The 20,820-nt window shown below is 45.6% G+C and carries 14 protein-coding genes and 1 riboswitch; of the genes, 13 read left to right on the top strand and 1 reads right to left on the bottom strand.

Going from position 1 to position 20,820, the window contains the following annotated elements:
• The first annotated feature begins 115 nt into the window (after window positions 1–115).
• From mutA to DXD68_RS15595, 11 genes are all read left to right on the top strand, one after another.
• Window positions 116–1,978: a methylmalonyl-CoA mutase small subunit gene (gene mutA / locus DXD68_RS15645; protein WP_122362462.1), complete on the top strand. Its 1,863-nt coding sequence runs from the start codon at window positions 116–118 to the stop codon at window positions 1,976–1,978.
• A gap of 12 nt (window positions 1,979–1,990) precedes the next feature.
• Window positions 1,991–4,138: a methylmalonyl-CoA mutase gene (scpA, locus tag DXD68_RS15640; RefSeq protein WP_122362461.1), complete on the top strand. Its 2,148-nt coding sequence runs from the start codon at window positions 1,991–1,993 to the stop codon at window positions 4,136–4,138.
• Window positions 4,139–4,293: 155 nt separating this feature from the next.
• Window positions 4,294–5,754, top strand: a complete 1,461-nt coding sequence (locus DXD68_RS15635) for a glycosyltransferase family 2 protein (protein ID WP_122362460.1) — start codon at window positions 4,294–4,296, stop codon at window positions 5,752–5,754.
• Window positions 5,755–5,778: 24 nt separating this feature from the next.
• Complete coding sequence (locus DXD68_RS15630) at window positions 5,779–6,726, top strand: DUF4922 domain-containing protein (protein WP_122362459.1); 948 nt, start codon at window positions 5,779–5,781, stop codon at window positions 6,724–6,726.
• Complete coding sequence (locus tag DXD68_RS15625) at window positions 6,723–8,000, top strand: MFS transporter (RefSeq protein WP_122362458.1); 1,278 nt, start codon at window positions 6,723–6,725, stop codon at window positions 7,998–8,000. The genes DXD68_RS15630 and DXD68_RS15625 overlap by 4 nt, the downstream gene beginning before the upstream one ends.
• Before the next feature lie 158 nt (window positions 8,001–8,158).
• Window positions 8,159–8,992 carry an ATPase gene (locus tag DXD68_RS15620; RefSeq protein WP_122362457.1) on the top strand — a complete coding sequence of 278 codons (834 nt, stop codon included), beginning with the start codon at window positions 8,159–8,161 and terminating at the stop codon, window positions 8,990–8,992.
• A gap of 38 nt (window positions 8,993–9,030) precedes the next feature.
• The gene (murQ, locus tag DXD68_RS15615) at window positions 9,031–9,852 is read left to right on the top strand and encodes an N-acetylmuramic acid 6-phosphate etherase (protein WP_122362456.1); all 822 of its coding nucleotides are present in this window, start codon (window positions 9,031–9,033) and stop codon (window positions 9,850–9,852) included.
• 231 nt (window positions 9,853–10,083) lie between these two features.
• Window positions 10,084–11,646, top strand: a complete 1,563-nt coding sequence (locus DXD68_RS15610) for an ATP-binding protein (RefSeq protein WP_122362455.1) — start codon at window positions 10,084–10,086, stop codon at window positions 11,644–11,646.
• 50 nt (window positions 11,647–11,696) lie between these two features.
• Window positions 11,697–11,962, top strand: a riboswitch (cobalamin riboswitch).
• A 267-nt stretch (window positions 11,963–12,229) separates the two neighbouring features.
• Entirely contained in the window at window positions 12,230–12,823 is a 594-nt protein-coding gene (locus DXD68_RS15605) for a porin family protein (RefSeq protein WP_122362454.1), read from the top strand.
• Between the two features lie 69 nt (window positions 12,824–12,892).
• The gene (priA, locus tag DXD68_RS15600; RefSeq protein ID WP_122362453.1) at window positions 12,893–15,355 is read left to right on the top strand and encodes a primosomal protein N'; all 2,463 of its coding nucleotides are present in this window, start codon (window positions 12,893–12,895) and stop codon (window positions 15,353–15,355) included.
• A 31-nt stretch (window positions 15,356–15,386) separates the two neighbouring features.
• The gene (locus DXD68_RS15595) at window positions 15,387–15,875 is read left to right on the top strand and encodes a low molecular weight protein-tyrosine-phosphatase (RefSeq protein ID WP_122362452.1); all 489 of its coding nucleotides are present in this window, start codon (window positions 15,387–15,389) and stop codon (window positions 15,873–15,875) included.
• Here DXD68_RS15595 and DXD68_RS15590 read toward each other — a convergent pair.
• Window positions 15,850–17,880 (bottom strand): HD family phosphohydrolase, encoded by a 2,031-nt coding sequence (locus DXD68_RS15590; RefSeq protein ID WP_122362451.1) that lies wholly within the window; start codon window positions 17,878–17,880, stop codon window positions 15,850–15,852. The genes DXD68_RS15595 and DXD68_RS15590 overlap by 26 nt on opposite strands.
• A gap of 94 nt (window positions 17,881–17,974) precedes the next feature.
• Between DXD68_RS15590 and gltX the strand changes: the two genes are divergently transcribed.
• Both gltX and DXD68_RS15580 read left to right on the top strand, forming a co-directional pair.
• The gene (gene gltX / locus DXD68_RS15585; RefSeq protein ID WP_122362450.1) at window positions 17,975–19,492 is read left to right on the top strand and encodes a glutamate--tRNA ligase; all 1,518 of its coding nucleotides are present in this window, start codon (window positions 17,975–17,977) and stop codon (window positions 19,490–19,492) included.
• A gap of 3 nt (window positions 19,493–19,495) precedes the next feature.
• Window positions 19,496–20,737, top strand: coding sequence for a 3-deoxy-D-manno-octulosonic acid transferase (locus tag DXD68_RS15580; protein ID WP_122362449.1), 1,242 nt, complete (start codon window positions 19,496–19,498; stop codon window positions 20,735–20,737).
• The last annotated feature ends 83 nt before the right edge of the window (window positions 20,738–20,820 follow it).

The following is a 20,820-nucleotide window of genomic DNA, read 5'->3' as shown; positions in this document are numbered from 1 at the left end:
CAATTTCGTTTATTTTTCATTGTTCTTCCTGTTTATTTATTCTACCTTTGCCTCCTGTTATTGAACAATATACTATTGAACAATTACTAATACCAGTATTAAAATAACTAATATTATGGCAGAACTAAAAGAAAAACTTTTCTCAGATTTCGCTCCGGTCTCTACAGAAGAATGGATGGCGAAGATTACGGCTGACCTGAAAGGTGCTCCGTTTGAGAAAAAGCTTGTTTGGAAGACAGGCGAAGGATTTAATGTAAATCCTTTCTATCGTGCAGAAGACATCGAAGGTTTGAAGACAACCGAGTCTCTTCCCGGTGAATTCCCTTATGTTCGCGGAACAAAGAAGGATAACGATTGGAAGGTACGCCAGAACATCGAAGTAACTTGTTTCAAAGAAGCTAACGAAAAAGCGCTTGACATTTTGAACAAAGGGGTTACTTCACTCGGTTTCATCATCAAGGGTGATGAAGTGAATGCCGAAAATATTGCAACATTACTGAATGGTATCTGTCCGGAATCTGTCGAGCTGAACTTCAACACTTGCAACTGCAAGGCTGAAAAGCTGATCGGTATTCTGGAATACTATCTGAAAGGTAAAGACGTGGATCTGGAGAAATGTTTCGGTTCTGTCAACTACGATCCTTTCAAGAAACCGTTAGTGAAAGGTAAAGAAAATGGAAATTGGGTGGAAGCTGCATCTGCTGTGCTCAAAGCAGGACAGGCTTTACCTGGTTATAAAGTATTAGCTGTAAACGGTTTCTACTTCAACAATGCCGGTGCTTATATCACTCAGGAACTGGGTTATTCATTGGCTTGGGGTAACGAACTGATGGCGAAGCTGACTGAAGCCGGTTTCAGCGCAGACGAAGTTGCCAAGAAGATCAAATTCAATCTGGGTATCAGCTCCAACTATTTCATGGAAATCGCTAAGTTCCGTGCTGCCCGTTGGTTGTGGGCTGAGATCGTTGCTGCTTACAATCCTGCATGCAACTGTGCCTGCAAGATGAATGTACATGCTCAGACTTCCGAATGGAACATGACTGTTTACGATGCTCACGTAAACCTGTTGCGTTCTCAGACTGAAGCGATGTCTGCCGCTTTGGCCGGTGTCGATTCTATCACTGTTCGTCCGTTCGATAAGACTTATCAGACTCCGGATGATTTCTCTGAACGTATCGCACGTAACCAGCAATTGCTGCTGAAAGAAGAATGTCACCTGGATAAGGTGGTCGATCCTTCTGCCGGTTCTTATTATGTAGAAGTACTGACTAACTCGTTGGCTGACGTTGCTTGGAAACTGTTCCTGGAAGTAGAAGACAAAGGCGGTTTCGGCGCTGAAGTGGCAAACGGTAACATACAGAATGCAGTAAATGCTTCTAACGTAGCCCGTAAGAAAGCGGTTGCTACCCGTCGTGAAATCCTGCTGGGTTCTAACCAGTTCCCGAACTTCACAGAAGTAGCTGCCGGTAAGATCAAAGAAACAGCTTCCTGCTGTTGTGGCGGTGGTCACTCTTGTGGTGAATCAACTGTTACTCCTCTTGATTTCTCTCGTGGTGCATCTGAATTTGAAGCATTGCGTCTGGCAACGGAAAATAGCGGTAAGACTCCGAAAGTGTTTATGTTGACTATCGGTAACCTGTCTATGCGTATTGCCCGTTCACAGTTCTCAAGTAACTTCTTTGCTTGTGCAGGATACAAGGTAATTGATAACTTAGGTTTCGAAACAGTAGAAGCCGGCGTTGATGCAGCGATGGAAGCAGGTGCTCAGATCGTTGTTCTTTGTTCTAGTGATGACGAATATGCAGAATATGCTCCTGCTGCTTATAAAGCATTGGCCGGACGTGCTGAGTTCGTTGTAGCCGGTGCTCCTGAATGTATGGAAGACCTGAAAGCTCAGGGTATCGATCAATTTATCAATGTAAAGAGCAACGTGCTCGAAACATTGAAGGCTTTCAACGCAAAATTAGGAATCGCTTAAGTAGAAACAATTATGAGACCAAATTTTAAAAACATAGATATCAAGAATGCCGGTTTTGCAGCTACCAATGCTGCCGAATGGGCAAAAGCCAATGGCATTGAAGCCGATTGGAAAACACCTGAGCATATCGAGGTGAAACCTGTTTATACGAAAGAAGACCTGGAGGGAATGGAGCATCTGAACTATGCTTCCGGTCTGCCTCCTTATCTGCGTGGTCCGTATAGCGGTATGTACGCTATGCGTCCCTGGACGATCCGTCAGTATGCCGGTTTCTCTACCGCAGAAGAATCAAATGCATTCTATCGTCGTAACCTGGCTTCCGGTCAGAAAGGTCTGTCTGTTGCATTCGACCTTCCGACACACCGCGGATACGATGCCGACAACGAACGTGTTGTAGGTGACGTTGGTAAAGCAGGTGTATCCATCTGTTCGCTGGAAAACATGAAAGTATTGTTCGCTGGTATTCCTTTGAACAAGATGTCTGTTTCCATGACCATGAACGGTGGCGTTCTTCCGGTATTGGCATTCTACATCAACGCAGGTCTGGAACAGGGCGCTAAGTTGGAAGAAATGGCCGGTACAATTCAGAACGATATCCTGAAAGAGTTCATGGTGCGTAACACCTATATCTATCCGCCTGAATTCTCCATGAAGATTATTGCTGACATCTTCGAATATACATCACAGAAGATGCCGAAGTTCAACTCTATCTCTATCTCCGGTTACCACATGCAGGAAGCAGGTGCTACGGCAGATATCGAAATGGCTTATACACTGTGCGACGGTATGGAATATCTTCGTGCCGGTGTGAACGCAGGAATCGATGTGGATGCATTCGCTCCGCGTCTGTCATTCTTCTGGGCTATCGGTGTGAACCACTTCATGGAAATCGCCAAGATGCGTGCTGCACGTATGTTGTGGGCGAAGATCGTGAAGAGCTTCGGAGCCAAGAACCCGAAATCACTCGCATTGCGTACTCACTGCCAGACTTCAGGATGGTCGTTGACGGAACAAGATCCGTTCAATAACGTAGGTCGTACTTGTATCGAGGCTATGGCTGCTGCACTGGGACATACACAGTCTCTGCACACCAACGCGCTGGACGAAGCTATCGCATTGCCGACAGACTTCTCTGCACGTATCGCTCGTAACACACAGATCTATATCCAGGAAGAAACAAAGATTTGTAAGGAAATCGACCCGTGGGCAGGTTCTTACTATGTAGAATCTTTGACAAACGAACTGGTACACAAAGGTTGGGCATTGATCCAGGAAATCGAAAGCATGGGCGGTATGGCAAAAGCCATCGAAACAGGTCTTCCGAAGATGCGTATCGAAGAAGCTGCTGCTCGTACACAGGCTCGTATCGACTCAGGTGTTCAGACAATCGTTGGTGTTAACAAATATCGTCTGCCGAAAGAAGATCCGATCGATATCCTTGAAATCGACAACACTGCCGTTCGTAACGAACAGATTGCCAATTTGAAGGTGTTGCGTGAAAACCGCGACGAAGAAGCTGTTCAGAAAGCATTGGCCGATATCACTGAATGTGTGAAAACTAAGAAAGGCAACTTGCTGGAACTGGCTGTTAAGGCTGCCGGCCTGCGTGCATCACTGGGAGAAATCTCGGATGCCTGCGAAGTTGTTGTGGGACGTTATAAAGCAATCATCAGAACTATATCAGGCGTGTATTCATCAGAAACAAAGAAAGATGCAGACTTCCTGAAGGCTTGCGAGCTGACAGAAAAGTTTGCTAAGAAAGAAGGTCGCCAGCCTCGTATCATGATCGCTAAAATGGGTCAGGACGGACACGACCGTGGTGCTAAGGTTGTTGCAACAGGTTATGCAGACTGTGGTTTCGACGTGGATATGGGACCGTTGTTCCAGACTCCGGCAGAAGCTGCCCGTCAGGCTGTTGAAAACGACGTTCACGTAATGGGTGTTTCTTCTCTGGCTGCCGGACACAAGACATTGATCCCGCAGGTTATCGATGAGCTGAAGAAGTTAGGCCGCGAAGACATCATCGTCATCGCCGGTGGTGTAATCCCTGCACAGGACTACGACTTCCTGTATAAAGCAGGTGTTGCTGCTATCTTCGGCCCGGGTACTTCAGTGGCTAAGGCTGCTGTTCAGATCCTGGAAATCCTGTTAGGAGAATAATAAGAAGAGATTCTTATGATTATATAAAGAGGGTTGTCTCGTGATGAGGCAACCCTTTTGTCGTTTATTCGACCGAAAATGACTTTCCTTTATCGTTTATCACATACTTTTTGTTTAAGTTTACAGTCTTAATAATGTAACACCATTTAATACCTATGGATAGAATAAACTGCTTTATACCTTATATATCTCCGGAACAGGTGAAGCCGACGGTCGACGAACTGAGAAGCACCGGACTGACTGACAAAATATATTTAATGACTTCCAACCCGGAAGCGGAACCTTACAAAGGTTGTGAGATTCTACAGATCGATACATTGACCAGTACGCAGACGATGAGGTCGATATATCAGCTGGCGGATAACCGCAATGTATTGTATTATACCCGTTATACTCCCTTAAAGTTCGGACAGAACGGATTGGAACGAATGATTTCCGTGTCTGAAAGTAAATTCTGTTACATGGTTTATGCCGATCATTATCTCCTGACCGGCGGAATCAGGCAGGAACATCCGGTAAACGATTACCAGCAGGGAAGCTTGCGTGACGATTTCGACTTTGGACCTTTGATGATAATAACTTATAGAGCTTTGGATAATTATTTCGGTGGCTTAAAGAAATCTTCGGTTTCATATAAATATGCAGGCTTTTATCATTTGCGTCTGCATATGTCCAAAATACTCGGGCTTGTTCACCTGAGAGAATATCTGTATACTTGCAAAGAAATAGACTTGCGTAAGAGTGGCGAAAAACAGTTCGATTATGTGGATCCAAAAAACCGGGAGGTGCAGCTTGAAATGGAGCAGGCATGCAAACCTTTATTGCATTTTTACGGAGCTTTATTGACGAAGAAGCCTAAAAAGGTGAAATTTCAATCAAGAGGATTTAAGTATGAAGCCTCGGTAATCATTCCGGTCCGTAACCGTGTGCGTACGATCGAAGACGCTATCCATTCGGTATTGGGGCAGGAGACGAACTTTAAATTTAATCTGATTATTGTAGATAACCATTCGACGGACGGGACGACCGAACTGATTGACCGTTATGTAACCGACGACCGTCTGATCCATTTGATTCCCGAACGGGATGATCTGGGTATCGGTGGTTGTTGGAATGAGGCGGCGGCACATCCGCTGTGCGGTAAATTCTCCGTGCAGCTTGACAGCGATGATGTTTATAGCGGTCCGGATACCTTGCAGAAGATAGTGGATGCTTTCTATGCGGAAGAATGTGCTATGGTGATCGGAACCTATAAGATGACCGATTTTGACTTGAATGAAATACCGCCCGGAATCATTGATCATCGCGAATGGACGGAAGAGAACGGTCGTAACAATGCGCTTCGGATCAATGGGTTGGGAGCGCCCCGTGCTTTTTATACCCCGATCCTGCGTGAGCTGAAAATGCCGAATGTGAGTTACGGGGAAGATTACGCGATCGGTCTGGCTATCTCCAGGACGTATCGGATCGGACGTATTTACGATGTTCTGTATCTGTGTCGGCGCTGGGAAGACAATACGGATGCGGCACTCGACATACGGAAGATGAATGAGCATAACGCTTATAAGGACAGCTTGCGTACGATAGAATTGTTAAAGAGAAGTGGTTTGGGCTAAGTCTGTTTAAAAGGAATCTGAATTATGAATGGAAGTATAACTCAGCAAGTCCGGGAACTGATAAGTTACCATCGCAGGAATTGGGAGCTGGCACGAACGAACTACGCAGCTCTTGACCGGGTGCAATCGCGAAAACTCATGGTAAACGGATATGAGGTGGAGTTGCAGTTCAATCCGGAACGTATCCGGTCGTCGGCAGCTAAGATAGATAAAGCTTCACTGGCTGCCCGTCCCTGTTTTCTTTGTGAAGCCAATCGTCCCGGCAATCAGCAATGGATCGACTTCGGCGATGAGTACCAGATCATCGTGAATCCTTATCCCATCTTTCCGGAACATCTGACGATTCCCATCCGGGCACATCAGGAGCAGTGTATCCGGGGACGTTATGCCGATATGCTGGCACTGGCGGAGGCGCTCGACGAATTTATAGTCTTCTATAACGGTCCGAAATGCGGTGCTTCGGCTCCCGACCATATGCATTTCCAGGCTGGAAGTAAAGGATTTTTACCTCTTGAGGTGAACTGGCTCCAGGCAGCCAAGGAGGAGGTGAAAGTAAAAGGACAGGCTGTACTATATGCTTTACGTGACTTCTTGCAGCCTGCGTTCGTGATTGTTTCCGGAAAGAGGGGAGATGCAGTTGCCCTGTTCGACCATCTGTATGAACTTATGGACTGTAAGATGGGCGAATATGAACCGATGATGAATGTGTTGTCGTGGAAAGAAGACGGCAAATGGATCACGTGTATCTATCCGAGAAAGAATTTGCATCCTTCCTGTTATTATGCTGAAGGAGACGCTAATATATTGATCAGTCCGGCAACCGTCGAGATGGCAGGTGTCTTTGTGACTCCTTTGGAAAAGGATTTCCGGAAAGTAACGGCAGACGACCTTCGGCAAATCCTTCGTGAAACCTGTCTCTCGGAAAAGGAGATGGATCTTTTAATCAGTAAATCTAAATTATACTCTTTATGAATCAGACAAAGCGAACTTCTCCCTGGAGTTGGATTCCCACACTCTATTTTGCTGAGGCATTGCCTTATGTAGCTGTGATGACGATCTCCGTCATTATGTACAAACGGATGGGAATCAGCAATACCGATATTGCCCTTTATACCAGTTGGCTGTATCTGCCGTGGGTTATTAAACCTTTTTGGAGTCCTTTTGTTGATTTATTGAAGACGAAACGATGGTGGGTAGTTACGATGCAGTTTCTGATCGGAGCAGGGCTTGCCGGGATCGCATTTACGTTGCCGATGGAGTATGCTTTCCAGTTATCGCTGGCTATCTTTTGGCTGGTGGCTTTCAGTTCGGCTACACATGATATTGCGGCAGACGGTTTTTATATGCTGGCGCTCGATCCGCATGAACAGGCTTTTTATGTGGGAATACGCAGTACTTTCTACCGGATTGCGACGATTGCAGGACAGGGATTGCTGGTTATGCTGGCAGGGGCGCTCGAAGTGGCTACCGGTAAGATTCCGCTGGCATGGTCGATTACTTTTCTGATTATGGCAGGTTTATTTATCGGCTTTTGCCTGTATCATAAATATATATTGCCGGTACCTGCTTCCGATAAGGCGGCTGTGACGGTGACGGCTTCCACCATCTTTAAGGAATTCTTTGCTACCTTTGTTTCTTTTTTCAAGAAGAAGCAAGCTTTGGTAGCTATTCTGTTTATGCTGTTGTATCGTTTTCCCGAAGCCCAGTTGGTGAAGCTGGTGACACCGTTCCTGATCGATTCGCGGGAAGTGGGCGGACTGGGCTTGACCACGTCGGAATTAGGTTTGGTATATGGCACGATCGGAATTATAGGTCTGACGCTGGGTGGTATAATCGGTGGTATTGTGGCTTCACAAGGAGGTCTGAAGAAATGGCTTTGGCCGATGGCGTTGGCTATTACATTGCCTGACTTGACTTTTATCTACCTGAGTACCGCATTGCCGGAAAGTTTGATCACGATCAATGTCTGTGTCTTCATAGAGCAGTTCGGATACGGGTTTGGTTTTACGGCCTATATGCTTTTCCTGATCTATTACTCCGAAGGAGAACATAAAACGGCACATTATGCAATCTGTACGGCTTTCATGGCATTAGGCATGATGCTTCCTGGCATGGTGGCCGGATGGTTACAGGAACAATTGGGGTACGTAAACTTCTTTTGGTGGGTGATGGGGTGCTGTTTGATCACATTAATTGTCACTGCTTTCCTAAAAATAGATCCGGTATTTGGCCGGAAAGAGGGCTAATAAAATTGTCTGCCGACAATTGTCGACAAGCTTGTTCATAATTATCGGCAGGCTTGTTCATAATTATCGACAGGCTTGTTCATAATTGTCGACAAGCAAATAGAAAGGGTTGTTAATACCGTTTTATGCTTGTAAAATAATAACTTAAAGCGTATAATATGATATTAATAGCCGATAGCGGTTCAACGAAGACGGATTGGTGTATGGTGGAGAAAGGAAAATCTGTTCTTCGTTTCCAGACACGGGGTATGAATCCTTTCTTTCAGACGGAAGAAGAGATGAGGAAGGAGATTGAAACCGGATTGCTACCTGCATTAAAAGACCTCATACCTTCCTCCGTCTGTTTTTACGGGGCGGGCTGTGCTTTCCCTGAAAAGAATGACATGATCCGGCGGTCTGTCAACCGGTATTTGTCTGTTCCTGTAGAGGTTGGGAGCGATCTCCTGGCTGCAGCCCGTGCCTTGTGTGGCGACGAGCCGGGGATAGCTTGTATCCTGGGTACCGGTTCGAACTCCTGCTATTACGATGGTAAAGAGATTGTAAAGAACGTTTCTCCCCTCGGATTTATTCTGGGCGATGAGGGAAGCGGTGCCGTATTGGGCAAACTATTGATCGGGGATGTATTGAAAGACCAGCTGCCTCCGGCTCTTAAAGACCTGTTTCTTTCACAATATGGGCTGACCCCGGCATCGATTATGGATAGGGTTTACCGGCAACCTTTTCCAAATCGTTTTCTGGCAGGTTTTTCTCCTTTTATACGGGAGCATTTGGATGAACCTGCCATTTGGGAATTGGTCACCCGTAGCTTTTTGGCATTTTTTACCCGTAACGTGAAGCAGTATGATTGTTTTGAATTACCTGTCCACCTGGTCGGTTCAGTTGCCTGGTATTATCAAGATATACTGAAAGATATTGCTTTTGACCTGGGGATACGTATTGGAACGGTTGCACAAAGTCCGATGGAGGGATTGATCGCGTATCATGGGAAGTAAACTTACATTTCGTTTTATGACCGGAAAAACTATTTATTATGTCATTTACTAAAATAACAGAACAAGATTCATTATATAATGACCTGGAAGATAAATCTGTCCGGGAGTTGCTGGAAGATATAAATACAGAAGACCAAAAGGTCGCACTAGCTGTGCAAAAAACAATTCCTCAGATAGAAAAACTGGTGGATCAGATTGTTCCCCGGATGAAACAGGGAGGGCGTATCTTTTATCTGGGTGCCGGAACAAGTGGCCGGCTGGGAGTGCTCGATGCTTCTGAAATACCTCCTACTTTCGGAATGCCTCCCACTTTGGTGATCGGTCTGATTGCCGGTGGCGATACAGCTCTTCGCAATCCGGTAGAGAATGCGGAAGATGATATGGAGCGTGGCTGGGAGGAATTGCAGGAGTATCAGGTTACAACCAAAGATACAGTGATCGGTATTGCTGCATCCGGTACGACTCCTTATGTGATCGGAGCTTTGCGTAAAGCCCGTGAGAGGGGGATACTGACAGCCTCTATCTCCAGTAATCCGGATTCACCTATGGCTGCCCAAGCTGATGTGGCGATCGAAATGATTGTCGGTCCGGAATTTGTAACCGGCAGTTCGCGTATGAAGTCCGGTACAGGGCAAAAGATGATTCTGAATATGATTTCAACATCTGTTATGATCCGGTTGGGGCGTGTAAAAGGCAACCGGATGGTCAATATGCAATTGACTAATCAGAAACTGGTCGACCGCGGAACACGGATGGTGGCAGAGGAGTTGGGTCTGAGTTATGGCCAGTCGCAGCGGCTCCTTCTGATGTATGGATCGGTAAAAGAGGCGGTGGATGCTTATCGAAAGGCTTCCATATAAAGTAGAGCTTTGAACAAACCCTACACAGACAAAAACTACTTATTAAGTAACCCCCTTGGCTACTTAGTAAGCAGAGGTTTGTTTACTTATTAAGCAGATGAAGGTTTACTTACTAAGTAGTTTTCTGTTTTCTTGATAAAAAGAAACGAACAAAGAAAGGTGAATAGAGTCTTGTCCTGATTTTGCGGTTTCTATTGTTTTCCGTAACTTTGTGGTAAAAGAAATAGGATTATGGATTTGCAACGACGACTTTATCCGATAGGTATACAGACTTTCTCCGAGATCAGAGAAAAGGACTATTTGTATATTGATAAAACGGAATATGTTTACCGCATGACACATGCTGATTCTAAATATGTATTCTTGAGCCGTCCACGCCGATTCGGTAAGTCGCTGCTTACTTCAACGCTCCATGCCTATTTCGAGGGACGCAAGGAATTGTTTGAAGGGTTGGCCATGGAAGGGCTGGAGGAAGAATGGATAGCCTATCCGGTGCTCCATTTTGATGTCAGCATGGCGAAGCATGTGGATGAAGCCCGTTTGAATCGGATGTTGGATTTCCTCCTATTGGGATATGAGGATCGGTATGATTGCCATATAGGGGAGAAAGATGTTAATATCCGGCTGGCGAATTTGATACAATGCGCTTACAAGCGGACAGGGCGGCAAGTGGTGGTGTTGATTGATGAATATGATGCGCCGCTTCTCGATGTGATGCATGAAGAAAAAAACTTGCCTGTGTTACGAAACGTGATGCGTAATTTCTATAGTCCACTGAAGGCTTGCGATCCTTATCTGCGCTATGTCTTCCTTACCGGTATTACGAAGTTTTCTCAATTGAGCATATTCAGTGAACTGAACAATATAAAGAATATCAGCATGGACGATTCCTATTCCGCCATTTGCGGTATCACGGAAGAGGAGATGTTGACGCAAATGAATCTTGATTTGGAATTGCTTGCGAAGAAGATGCAGATTACCTGTCCGAAACTTGTTGCACGTTTGAGGGAGAATTATGACGGCTATCATTTTACTTACCCCTCGCCTGACATCTATAATCCTTTCAGCTTGCTGAATGCTTTTGCGGACGGTAAAATCGGTTCTTATTGGTTCGGCAGTGGTACACCTACCTATTTGATCGAGATGCTGAACAAATACCATGTAAAGCCTCAGCAGATCGGAGGTCGGAAAGTTATTTCCGAATCGTTCGATGCGCCGACGGAACGGATGACGGACATCACCCCGCTACTCTACCAAAGCGGTTATATCACGATAAAAGATTACTCCGAACTGACGGAACTTTATACGCTCGACATTCCCAATAAGGAGGTACGTATGGGGCTGATGAAAAGTTTGTTGCCCGGTTATCTTCACCAACATACCGCCGATGGTCTTACAACGGTTGCGCTTCTTTTCGAGGCGATAGCCGGAGAGCGGATGGACGATGCCCTTTGTTTATTGCAGACTTTCCTTTCCACGATCCCTAAATGCGATAATACTGATTATGAGGGGCATTACCAGTCTTTGCTATATACCATATTCAGTTTGCTTGGTATGTATGTGGATGTGGAAGTACGTATCCCCCGTGGTCGTGTGGATATGGTGATGCGGACGAAAACGACGCTTTATGTCGTGGAGCTAAAACTCGATAAAACGGCGGATGCAGCCATGAACCAGATAGATTTGCGGAATTATCCCGAACGTTTTGCTTTGTGCGGGTTGCCTGTCGTGAAAGTTGCCATCGGTTTCGACCGGGAGCGACATACTATCAGCGATTGGCAGATAAGGTTCTAATCACCCCAACAAGAAAATAAAGATTTTGTACAAATCTAGTAAAAATGTATTATATTTGCGACATGCATTGTTCCGGACCTGTATCCGCAGGAAAGGATTAAAAGGGAATCGGGTGAAAATCCCGGACAGTCCCGCTGCTGTAAGCTTCATAACGGATTGGGCAACACTAGTGCCACTGACGGAGAAGTTGACAGATAACAGTGGACAGTGGACAGTTTAACTGTCAATTGTCAACTATCAACTGTCAACTGAAAAGTTGGGAAGGCGCTCAAACCGGAAGTAAGTCAGAAGACCTGCAAGGCATATTATTTCGACGGCTTCGAGGAAAGGCCGGAAGAGAACAGGAGACAGATTGTCGTCTCCACTATTCTTACTCCCGTTTCCCGTCTGGCTGTCTGAACGTTTTTGTTTTTAATTATTTTGCCATAATAATTAGGAAAAGAGGCATGGATCGGTTTGCGGGATGAGCTCCGTAACCGGTGCATGCTTTCCTTTTTAATGAATGAACAGGATGACAGTAATACTTGTTTATTATAGGAAAAGTGCGTTTATTTACAAACATAATTAATTAACAACAGGCAATATGAAGAAGGTTACAGGTTTAGTTTTGGTTATTTTGATGGTATTCATAGCCGTACCGGCAAAATCCCAGTTGAAGTTTGGGGTAAAAGGTGGTTTGAACATATCATCCGTTCATATGAATTCCGATATCCTGAAAGCGGATAATGTGACAGGATTCCAGATCGGTCCGATGATCGAGACTACTATTCCGTTGATAGGCATAGGCTTGGATGCGGCCATTCTCTATTCACAGAAAGGAGTCGACATGAAAACGGAGGGAACAGTTACCTCGACAAGTATGAAAACAGATTATCTGGATATCCCCGTCAATTTGAAGTGGAAGTTCGGTATTCCTTTGGTAAAAGCCTATCTTTCTGCAGGTCCGTATGTAGGTTTCCGTGTAGGAGGAGATAAAATTTGGAATGTTTTGGGTGAACAGATTAAAGCGAAAAACTTTAGCGCAGGCCTTAACTTCGGTGTAGGAGCGGAACTGATCAGCCATTTGCAGGTCGGCATCAATTATGGCTTGGGACTGACTGATAATTACAGCTCGGATAAGTTCGATATGAAGGCGAAGAATCGCGGCTGGTCCATTACTGCAGCGGTTTTGTTCTGATAACAGAAAGAAGATATGGAGGGCCGGGCTTTAACAGTCCGGCCTTTTTTGTTACTTTTGACTTCGTAAATGAAATATGCAGATGTCATACTACCCTTGCCGCTGGAAAATAGTTATACCTATAGTATCCCTGCGGATTTGGAGGCTGCCGTAACTCCCGGTTGCCGCGTCATTGTTCATTTCGGTAAGAAACGTTATTACACGGCTATTGTAATGGAGGTGCATGAGCGTAAACCGAATACGGACTTTGAAACGAAAGATATCTATGCCTTGCTGGATGCCAGTCCGGTATTGCGCAGGCCGCAGCTCCGTTTCTGGAGATGGATTGCCTCTTACTATATGTGTAAATTAGGGGATGTCTATAAGGCGGCTTTACCTTCCGGACTGAAGCTGGAAAGTGAGACAGCGGTGACTTATAATGCCGATTTTGTGGCTGACGGTCCTTTGCGTCCTAACGAGCAGGCTGTATTGGATGCCTTCAAAGGCGTACTCAAACTGACCGTATCCGAACTGGAGAAAAGAACCGGTTTGCGTAATGTCGTGCCGATTGTGGCTTCCTTGATGGCGCGTGGCGCTGTCGAGGTCAGCGAAGAGATGAAACGCGGATTTGTACCGAAGATGCAGACATTTATCCGGCTGTCGCAGGAATATGCCAGCGAGGAACGTTTGCAAGAGGTTTTTGCTGATTTTAAGCGGGCAAAGAAACAGGAACTTTTGCTGGTCTGTTTCTTGGATTTGAGTCATGCCTTAAATCCGTCGTTGAGTAAGGAAGTTTCAAGAAAGGAGCTGCTGGAACACAGTGGCTGTTCTGCTGCCATATTGGACGGGCTGCTGAAGCGGGGTGTTTTGGAAAGCTATGAAAAAGAAGTCGGACGCTTGCAGGTGCCGGTATGCCGGTTGCAATCGCTCAGTCCGCTCAGTCCGGCACAGGAAAAAGCGTACGGCGAAATACACGATGTATTTACATCTAAAGAGGTTTGTCTGCTTCACGGCGTTACTTCGAGCGGAAAAACGGAAATCTATGTCCGACTGATCGACGAGGTCCTGAAGATGGGCAGGCAGGTTTTATATATGCTTCCGGAGATAGCCATCACTACCCAGATCACGGAGCGGCTGGCTAAATTGTTTGGAAACAAACTGTTGGTATATCATTCTAAATTTTCTGATAATGAACGTGTGGAGGTTTGGAACAAACTTCTTCACGGGGGCGAGCCCATGGTCGTATTGGGTGTTCGTTCCTCTCTCTTTCTCCCGTTTAAGGATCTGGGACTAATTATCGTAGATGAGGAACACGAAAACACCTACAAACAGCAAGACCCGGCACCGCGCTATCATGCCCGTAATGCCGCGATCGTATTGGCTGGAATGCATGGGGCAAAGACTTTACTGGGATCGGCTACTCCTTCGATCGATTCCTATTTCAATGCAACGACCGGCAAATATGGACTGGTCGAACTGACTACCCGTTTCGGCGACTGTCTGATGCCGGAGATTATCACGGCGGATATAAAGGAGCTGAAGCGTAAAAAGATTATGAAGGATACGCTTTTCTCTCCTTTGTTGGTTGAAAAGGTGAATGCCGCTATCGCACGTGGTGAACAGGCTATCCTGTTTCAGAACCGACGTGGGTTTGCTCCGATGATCGAGTGTAAGAGTTGCGGATGGGTGCCTCATTGTGTGAATTGCGATGTCAGTCTGACTTACCATAAATATCATAATCAACTGGTTTGCCATTATTGCGGATATACGATCCAGTTGCCGCCCCATTGTCCGGAATGTCAGAGTTCGGAGTTGAAAATGATGGGATTCGGTACGGAGAAAGTGGAAGAGGAGATTGCCTCCCTGTTTCCGGCAGCCAAAGTAGAGCGGCTGGATTTTGATACCGCCCGTACCCGTACGGCTTACGAACGTATTATTTCGGATTTCGAGAAAGGAAAGACGCAGATACTGATCGGAACACAGATGTTGTCGAAAGGGTTGGACTTTGGAAATGTGAGTGTTGTCGGTATACTGAATGCCGATAACCTGATGAACTATCCGGACTTCCGGGCTCACGAACGTGCTTTCCAGTTGATGGTGCAGGTGAGTGGGCGTGCAGGCAGAAGGGATAAGCGGGGTACGGTTGTCTTGCAGACTTCCCAGCCGGAACACCCTTTGATACGGATGGTACAGCATTTTGCTTATCAGGAAATGGTCCGTCTGCAACTGAGCGAACGGAGTATGTTTCGGTATCCACCTTATTACCGGTTGATTGTCCTGGTGCTCCGGAGCCGTAATGAGACGGTCTTGCAGGAAATGTCAGCAATATATGCGGAAAAATTACGTGTTCGTCTGGGGGAAAGGGTATTGGGACCTGTCACTCCGCCTGTGACCCGTGTACAGACATTGCATATCAAAAAGATCGTTCTAAAGATTGAGATAGCTGCAGCGATAGCCCCTGTCAGGGAAATCCTGGACGCGATTCATTCGGAGATGCAGCGCTATCTTCCTTTTAAACAGTTGATAGTGCACTATGATGTGGACCCGGCGTAAACATTAAAAAAACAATTAAATAACCATTATAATGAAGCAGGAAAAGATAAGATTGTTATTTGTATGTCTCGGAAATATTTGTCGTTCTCCCTCGGCTGAGGCGGTGATGAAGAAGCTGGTAAAGGATGCCGGTCTTGAAGATTTTATCGAAATAGATTCGGCTGGTATCCTGGGTTATCATGAAGGAGAGCGTGCCGACCAGCGGATGCGTAGTCACGCTGCCCGACGAGGATATGTGCTCGATTCTATCTCCCGTCCTGTCCGTACTTCCGATTTCTACGATTTCGATTTGATCATCGGAATGGATGACCGCAATGTAGATGATCTGAAACAAAAAGCTCCCGACCTGGAATCTATTGCCAAAATACACCAGATGACGGAATATTCCTGTAATAAATTATACGATTATGTGCCCGACCCTTACTACGGAGGCGCTTCCGGCTTTGAGTTGGTTCTCGATTTACTGGAAGACGCCTGCGGGGGATTACTGGAGACTATTTCTTCAGATCTGGGTAACTGATACGGGTGTGGAACATCGTTTTCAGCTTGTCGACAAAAACACTTTTAATCGTTTCCACATCCCGGAAAGTCAGCGGAGCACTTTTCAGTAATCCGTCTGCGATCTGTCCGTCGATAATTTTATCCACCAGCTGTTTGATGCTTTCTTCCGTATGTTCTTTCAGACTGCGGGAGGCAGCTTCGACTGAGTCTGCCATCATCAACACGGCTGTCTCCTTAGAGAACGGGTTAGGTCCCGGATAGGTAAACACCTTTTCGTCGATCTCTTTATCCGGATACTGGTTTTTGAATGAGTTATAGAAATATTTGGCTTTACCCAGTCCGTGGTGCGTTCGGATGAAATCGACAACCGCTTTAGGCAACAACGCTTTTTCTGCAATTCTTACTCCGTCGGTGACATGGTTGATGATCACTTTGGCACTCTGGTCGAAAGTCAGTTGGCTATGTGGATTCACACTACTTTGGTTTTCGGTGAAGAAAGCCGGGTTTGCCATCTTTCCTATGTCATGATACATGGCTCCCGTACGTACCAGTTGCGCGTTTGCCCCGATCTTGGCAGCCGCTTCGGATGCCAGGATAGAAACCTGCAAAGAATGCTGGAACGTCCCCGGAGAGGTTTCCGATAACTTTTTAAGGATAGGCGTATTGATGTTGGATAATTCTACCAGCGTAATGCTCGATACATATCCGAATGTCTTTTCCAGCATGTAGACCAGGATATAGGTAAACATCAACAGGATGAAATTAATACCGAAATATAAGATCATCAGCCAGTTGATCTTGTTGAAATCGGCTTCCTGATAGAGAGCGAGACTGATGTAACATAGCGTATAGGACATAAAGATCAAGAATGCGCAACGGATCAGTTGTGAACGTTCTGACAAATCCCTCAGACTGAATGTGACCACCATCCCCGCAATGATCTGTAACAACAAGAATTCATGGGGGAAAGGAACCATCAGCGAACAGATCAGGACGATGACAAGATGTGTGAACAGGGCTGTCCGCGAATCGAAGAAGGTCCGCACAACAATGGGCACGATCGCATAAGGCAGAATGTAAATATTGAACAAGGCGTAGGTCACACACAGTTCCGTCAATATGCAACTGACAAATATGCACAGGACGAGAAACAGGGCGTTCCGTCGGTTATGCAATATCTTTAGCCGGAAAGACCACAGGTATAACCAGAAACAGAAGATAATACCGAATACCAGTACGAATTGCCCGCCGAGGATAATGCTCTGTCGCTGGGCGCCTCCCGACTTCGTTTCGTGTACGATCTTCAGGGAACGCAATACGTTGTAAGTGTGATTGTCTATAATTTCTCCCCTGTCTACAATACGTTCTCCCGCCTGCACCATGCCATTGGCCAATGCTACGCTCCGGAGCATATCGTCTTTGACCTTTTCCGACATAGCCTCGTCATACGCTATGTTTTCTTTCAGGTAGTTATTGATGTCACAAGACTGTAAGATCGATTTGTCCAGGCGCGACGGACAGTTATTGATGATGAACTCATAAGCTGTTTTCACCGTGAAGAAGTCGCTGGCATACCGTGAATGTGCGACATTATTTTCCAGGAGGTTGACACGTGCATAATTGTCTTTTTTCAGATTCTCCAGTTCCTGGGGAGCTATGATTCCGTTTTTATATAAACTGACGAGGCTGTTTTCGATATATTGCATATAAGCCGGAGTCGCTTTCTTGTTCAGCTCTTTGTTATAGGCTGTCCGCAATTTGTCCACTTCCGTATTCTCCACCGTTGCATCCATACGGAAATAAGGTTCGAAGTTTTTTAGTACACTGTCTTTTTCAGCTTCGACTTCAGCATCGGTTTTATAGATGGGGAAATCGCTTGGAGCGGTGAGTAATCCGTATCTCCAGGGTTTGCCTTCATAGAACTGATAACGGAATTTTCCTTCACGTGGAAAAAAGTAAGCAATCAACAGCGATGCTACTATGAAATATACGGCGGGATGTATGCTATAGTTTTTTAGTTTCATAAGTTTCTTATTTGAGGGCGAAATGTACATAAAAAAGTTTATTAAGAGAAAAAAAAGGGCTACTTTTGCCGCATTATTATAGAATGAAAGAATTATGACTCAAAGGAAAGTTAGAGTCCGCTTTGCACCCAGCCCGACAGGGGCGCTGCATATCGGAGGTGTTCGTACTGCATTATACAATTATTTGTTTGCCAAACAAAATGGCGGAGATTTGATTTTACGTATTGAAGATACCGATTCTCAACGGTTTGTTTCGGGAGCTGAGGGGTATATCATTGAAGCGCTTACCTGGTTGGGTATCAAGTTCGACGAAGGTGTGAACTTTGGAGGCGAACAGGGCCCTTATCGTCAGAGTGAGCGGAAAGCTATTTACAAACAATATGTCGATCAGTTGTTGAACGACGGTCTGGCTTATATCGCTTTCGATACACCGCAGGAACTGGATGCCAAACGTCAGGAAATAGCTAATTTCCAGTATGACGCATCTACCCGTCTTCAGATGCGCAATTCATTGACTCTTTCTGCTGAGGAAACAAAGGCTTTGATCGATGCGGGTCATCAGTATGTTGTCCGTGTCAAGATCGAACCGAACGAAGATATTCATGTAAACGATATTATCCGTGGCGAAGTGGTGATCAACTCTTCTATCTTGGATGATAAAGTATTATATAAATCGGCAGACCAATTGCCTACTTACCACCTGGCAAATATCGTGGATGACCATCTGATGGAAGTGACCCATGTGATCCGTGGTGAAGAATGGTTGCCGAGTGCCCCTCTTCATGTATTGTTATACCGTTATTTGGGTTGGGCGGATACAATGCCGCAGTTTGCCCACCTGGCCCTGTTGTTGAAACCGGAAGGAAATGGTAAACTGAGCAAACGTGACGGTGATCGTCTGGGATTCCCTGTCTTCCCGTTGGAATGGCATGATCCTAAAACCGGTGATGTCTCTTCGGGATATCGTGAAAGCGGTTACCTGCCGGAAGCAGTCGTGAACTTCCTTGCCCTGTTGGGATGGAATCCGGGTAACGACCAGGAGATCATGAGCATGGAGGAGCTGATCAAATATTTTGATCTGACCCGTTGCAGCAAGGCTGGTGCCAAGTTCGATTATGAAAAGGGGAAATGGTTCAACCATCAGTATATCCAGAAAAAAGACAATAAAGAAGTGGCAGCCTTGTTCATGCCTATCCTTGAAAGCCACGGCGTAAAAGCCGAACCGGCTTATGTGGAGAAAGTGGTAGGAATGATGAAAGACCGTGTTTCCTTCATTAAGGATTTATGGGATGCATGTGCTTTCTTCTTTGTTGCCCCGACCGAATATGACGAGAAGACAACGAAGAAACGTTGGAAAGCCGATTCTGCTGCCCAGTTGGCAGAATTGATCGAAGTGCTGCGCGTTCGTGAGCCGTTCGATATCGAAGGAACGGAAGAAGAAGTGAAAGCCTGGATCGAAAGCAAAGGATACCATTTGGGAAATATCATGAATGCTACCCGTCTGGCTTTGGTTGGTGAAGGAAAAGGTCCTCATATATTTGATATTACAGAAGCTTTAGGAAAAGAAGAATCTATTCGCCGCATCGAAAGAGCGATTGAAGTGCTTAAATAAGTTATGTATAGTCTGGCAATCCACTTTTACGCATTTATTATTGCGCTGATATCTCCATTCCATAAGAAGGCCCGGATCATGCGTCTGGGTCAGTGGAGGACCAATTCTATTCTTCGTGAGAAGATCGACCGGAATGCAAAGTATATCTGGTTTCATGCTTCCTCCCTGGGCGAGTTCGAACAGGGCCGTCCGATGATGGAGAAGATCAAGGCGGAACATCCGGAGTATAAAATACTGCTTACTTTCTTTTCCCCTTCGGGATATGAGGTTCGTAAAAATTATAATGGGGCGGATGTCATTTGTTATCTGCCCTTCGATACGCCTTACCGGGTTAAAAAGTTCTTGAATCTGGCAAACCCGGCTATTGCCATATTTATCAAATATGAGTTTTGGGGAAATTACCTGCATGAGTTGAAGCGCAGGGATGTTCCTGTTTATATTATTTCTGCCATCTTCCGTCGCGACCAGCTCTTTTTTCAATGGTTCGGCTATCCGTACCGGAAGATGCTTTATTGTTTCACGCATTTGTTTGTACAGGACGATCGGTCGGCTGCATTGCTGAATGAGTTCGGAATAAAGAATGTGACGGTTACCGGTGATACCCGTTTCGACCGGGTGCTGGATGTCCGTAATCAGGCACGCGAATTACCGAATGTAGAACGTTTTGTTTGTGAAGGAGGGGAAGAAAAACACCTTACTCTTATCGCCGGAAGTTCCTGGCCGCAGGATGAGGAAATTCTGATCCCTTATTTCAATGAACATCCGGAGATGAAGCTGATCATTGCTCCACATGAGATACACCGCGAACATCTGATGTATATCGAATCGCTGTTGAAGCGTCCTTCCGTCCGTCTATCGGATGTGAAACAGGATCCGTCTTTGCTGGAAGGTAAAGATTGCCTGATTATCGACAGTTTCGGACTATTGTCTTCGATCTATCGTTATGGCACGATCGCTTATATCGGTGGTGGTTTCGGTGCCGGTATACATAATACGTTGGAGGCGGCTGTTTATGGCATTCCGGTTCTGTTCGGTCCCAGATACCAGAAATTTAAGGAAGCCCGTGATCTGATCAAAGTCGGTGGCGGTTTTTCCGTATCGGATAAACAGGCTTTCTGCGATAAGATGGATGAACTGCTTACCTATCATGAAGTGTTGGAAGCTGCGGGAGATAGTGCGGGACGTTTTGTTAGCGGTAATGCGGGATCGACTGATAAAATATTAAAGGAGATTCCTTTGGGATAATAAAAGAATAATTTAACAGATAAATAATTCATAGAGAAAAGCTACCTCATTATGGGGTGGCTTTTTTTATGAAATGTTATCTT

Source organism: Parabacteroides sp. TM07-1AC, assembly GCF_003480915.1.
GTDB lineage: Bacteria > Bacteroidota > Bacteroidia > Bacteroidales > Tannerellaceae > Parabacteroides > Parabacteroides chongii.
This window is presented reverse-complemented; position numbering and strand designations above follow the sequence as displayed.

Coding starts and splice junctions, on each gene's coding strand:
- mutA (WP_122362462.1), top strand. CDS start 116: ATGGCAGAACTAAAAGAAAAACTTTTCTCAGATTTCGCTCCGGTCTCT.
- scpA (WP_122362461.1), top strand. CDS start 1,991: ATGAGACCAAATTTTAAAAACATAGATATCAAGAATGCCGGTTTTGCA.
- DXD68_RS15635 (WP_122362460.1), top strand. CDS start 4,294: ATGGATAGAATAAACTGCTTTATACCTTATATATCTCCGGAACAGGTG.
- DXD68_RS15630 (WP_122362459.1), top strand. CDS start 5,779: ATGAATGGAAGTATAACTCAGCAAGTCCGGGAACTGATAAGTTACCAT.
- DXD68_RS15625 (WP_122362458.1), top strand. CDS start 6,723: ATGAATCAGACAAAGCGAACTTCTCCCTGGAGTTGGATTCCCACACTC.
- DXD68_RS15620 (WP_122362457.1), top strand. CDS start 8,159: ATGATATTAATAGCCGATAGCGGTTCAACGAAGACGGATTGGTGTATG.
- murQ (WP_122362456.1), top strand. CDS start 9,031: ATGTCATTTACTAAAATAACAGAACAAGATTCATTATATAATGACCTG.
- DXD68_RS15610 (WP_122362455.1), top strand. CDS start 10,084: ATGGATTTGCAACGACGACTTTATCCGATAGGTATACAGACTTTCTCC.
- DXD68_RS15605 (WP_122362454.1), top strand. CDS start 12,230: ATGAAGAAGGTTACAGGTTTAGTTTTGGTTATTTTGATGGTATTCATA.
- priA (WP_122362453.1), top strand. CDS start 12,893: ATGAAATATGCAGATGTCATACTACCCTTGCCGCTGGAAAATAGTTAT.
- DXD68_RS15595 (WP_122362452.1), top strand. CDS start 15,387: ATGAAGCAGGAAAAGATAAGATTGTTATTTGTATGTCTCGGAAATATT.
- DXD68_RS15590 (WP_122362451.1), bottom strand. CDS start 17,880: ATGAAACTAAAAAACTATAGCATACATCCCGCCGTATATTTCATAGTA.
- gltX (WP_122362450.1), top strand. CDS start 17,975: ATGACTCAAAGGAAAGTTAGAGTCCGCTTTGCACCCAGCCCGACAGGG.
- DXD68_RS15580 (WP_122362449.1), top strand. CDS start 19,496: ATGTATAGTCTGGCAATCCACTTTTACGCATTTATTATTGCGCTGATA.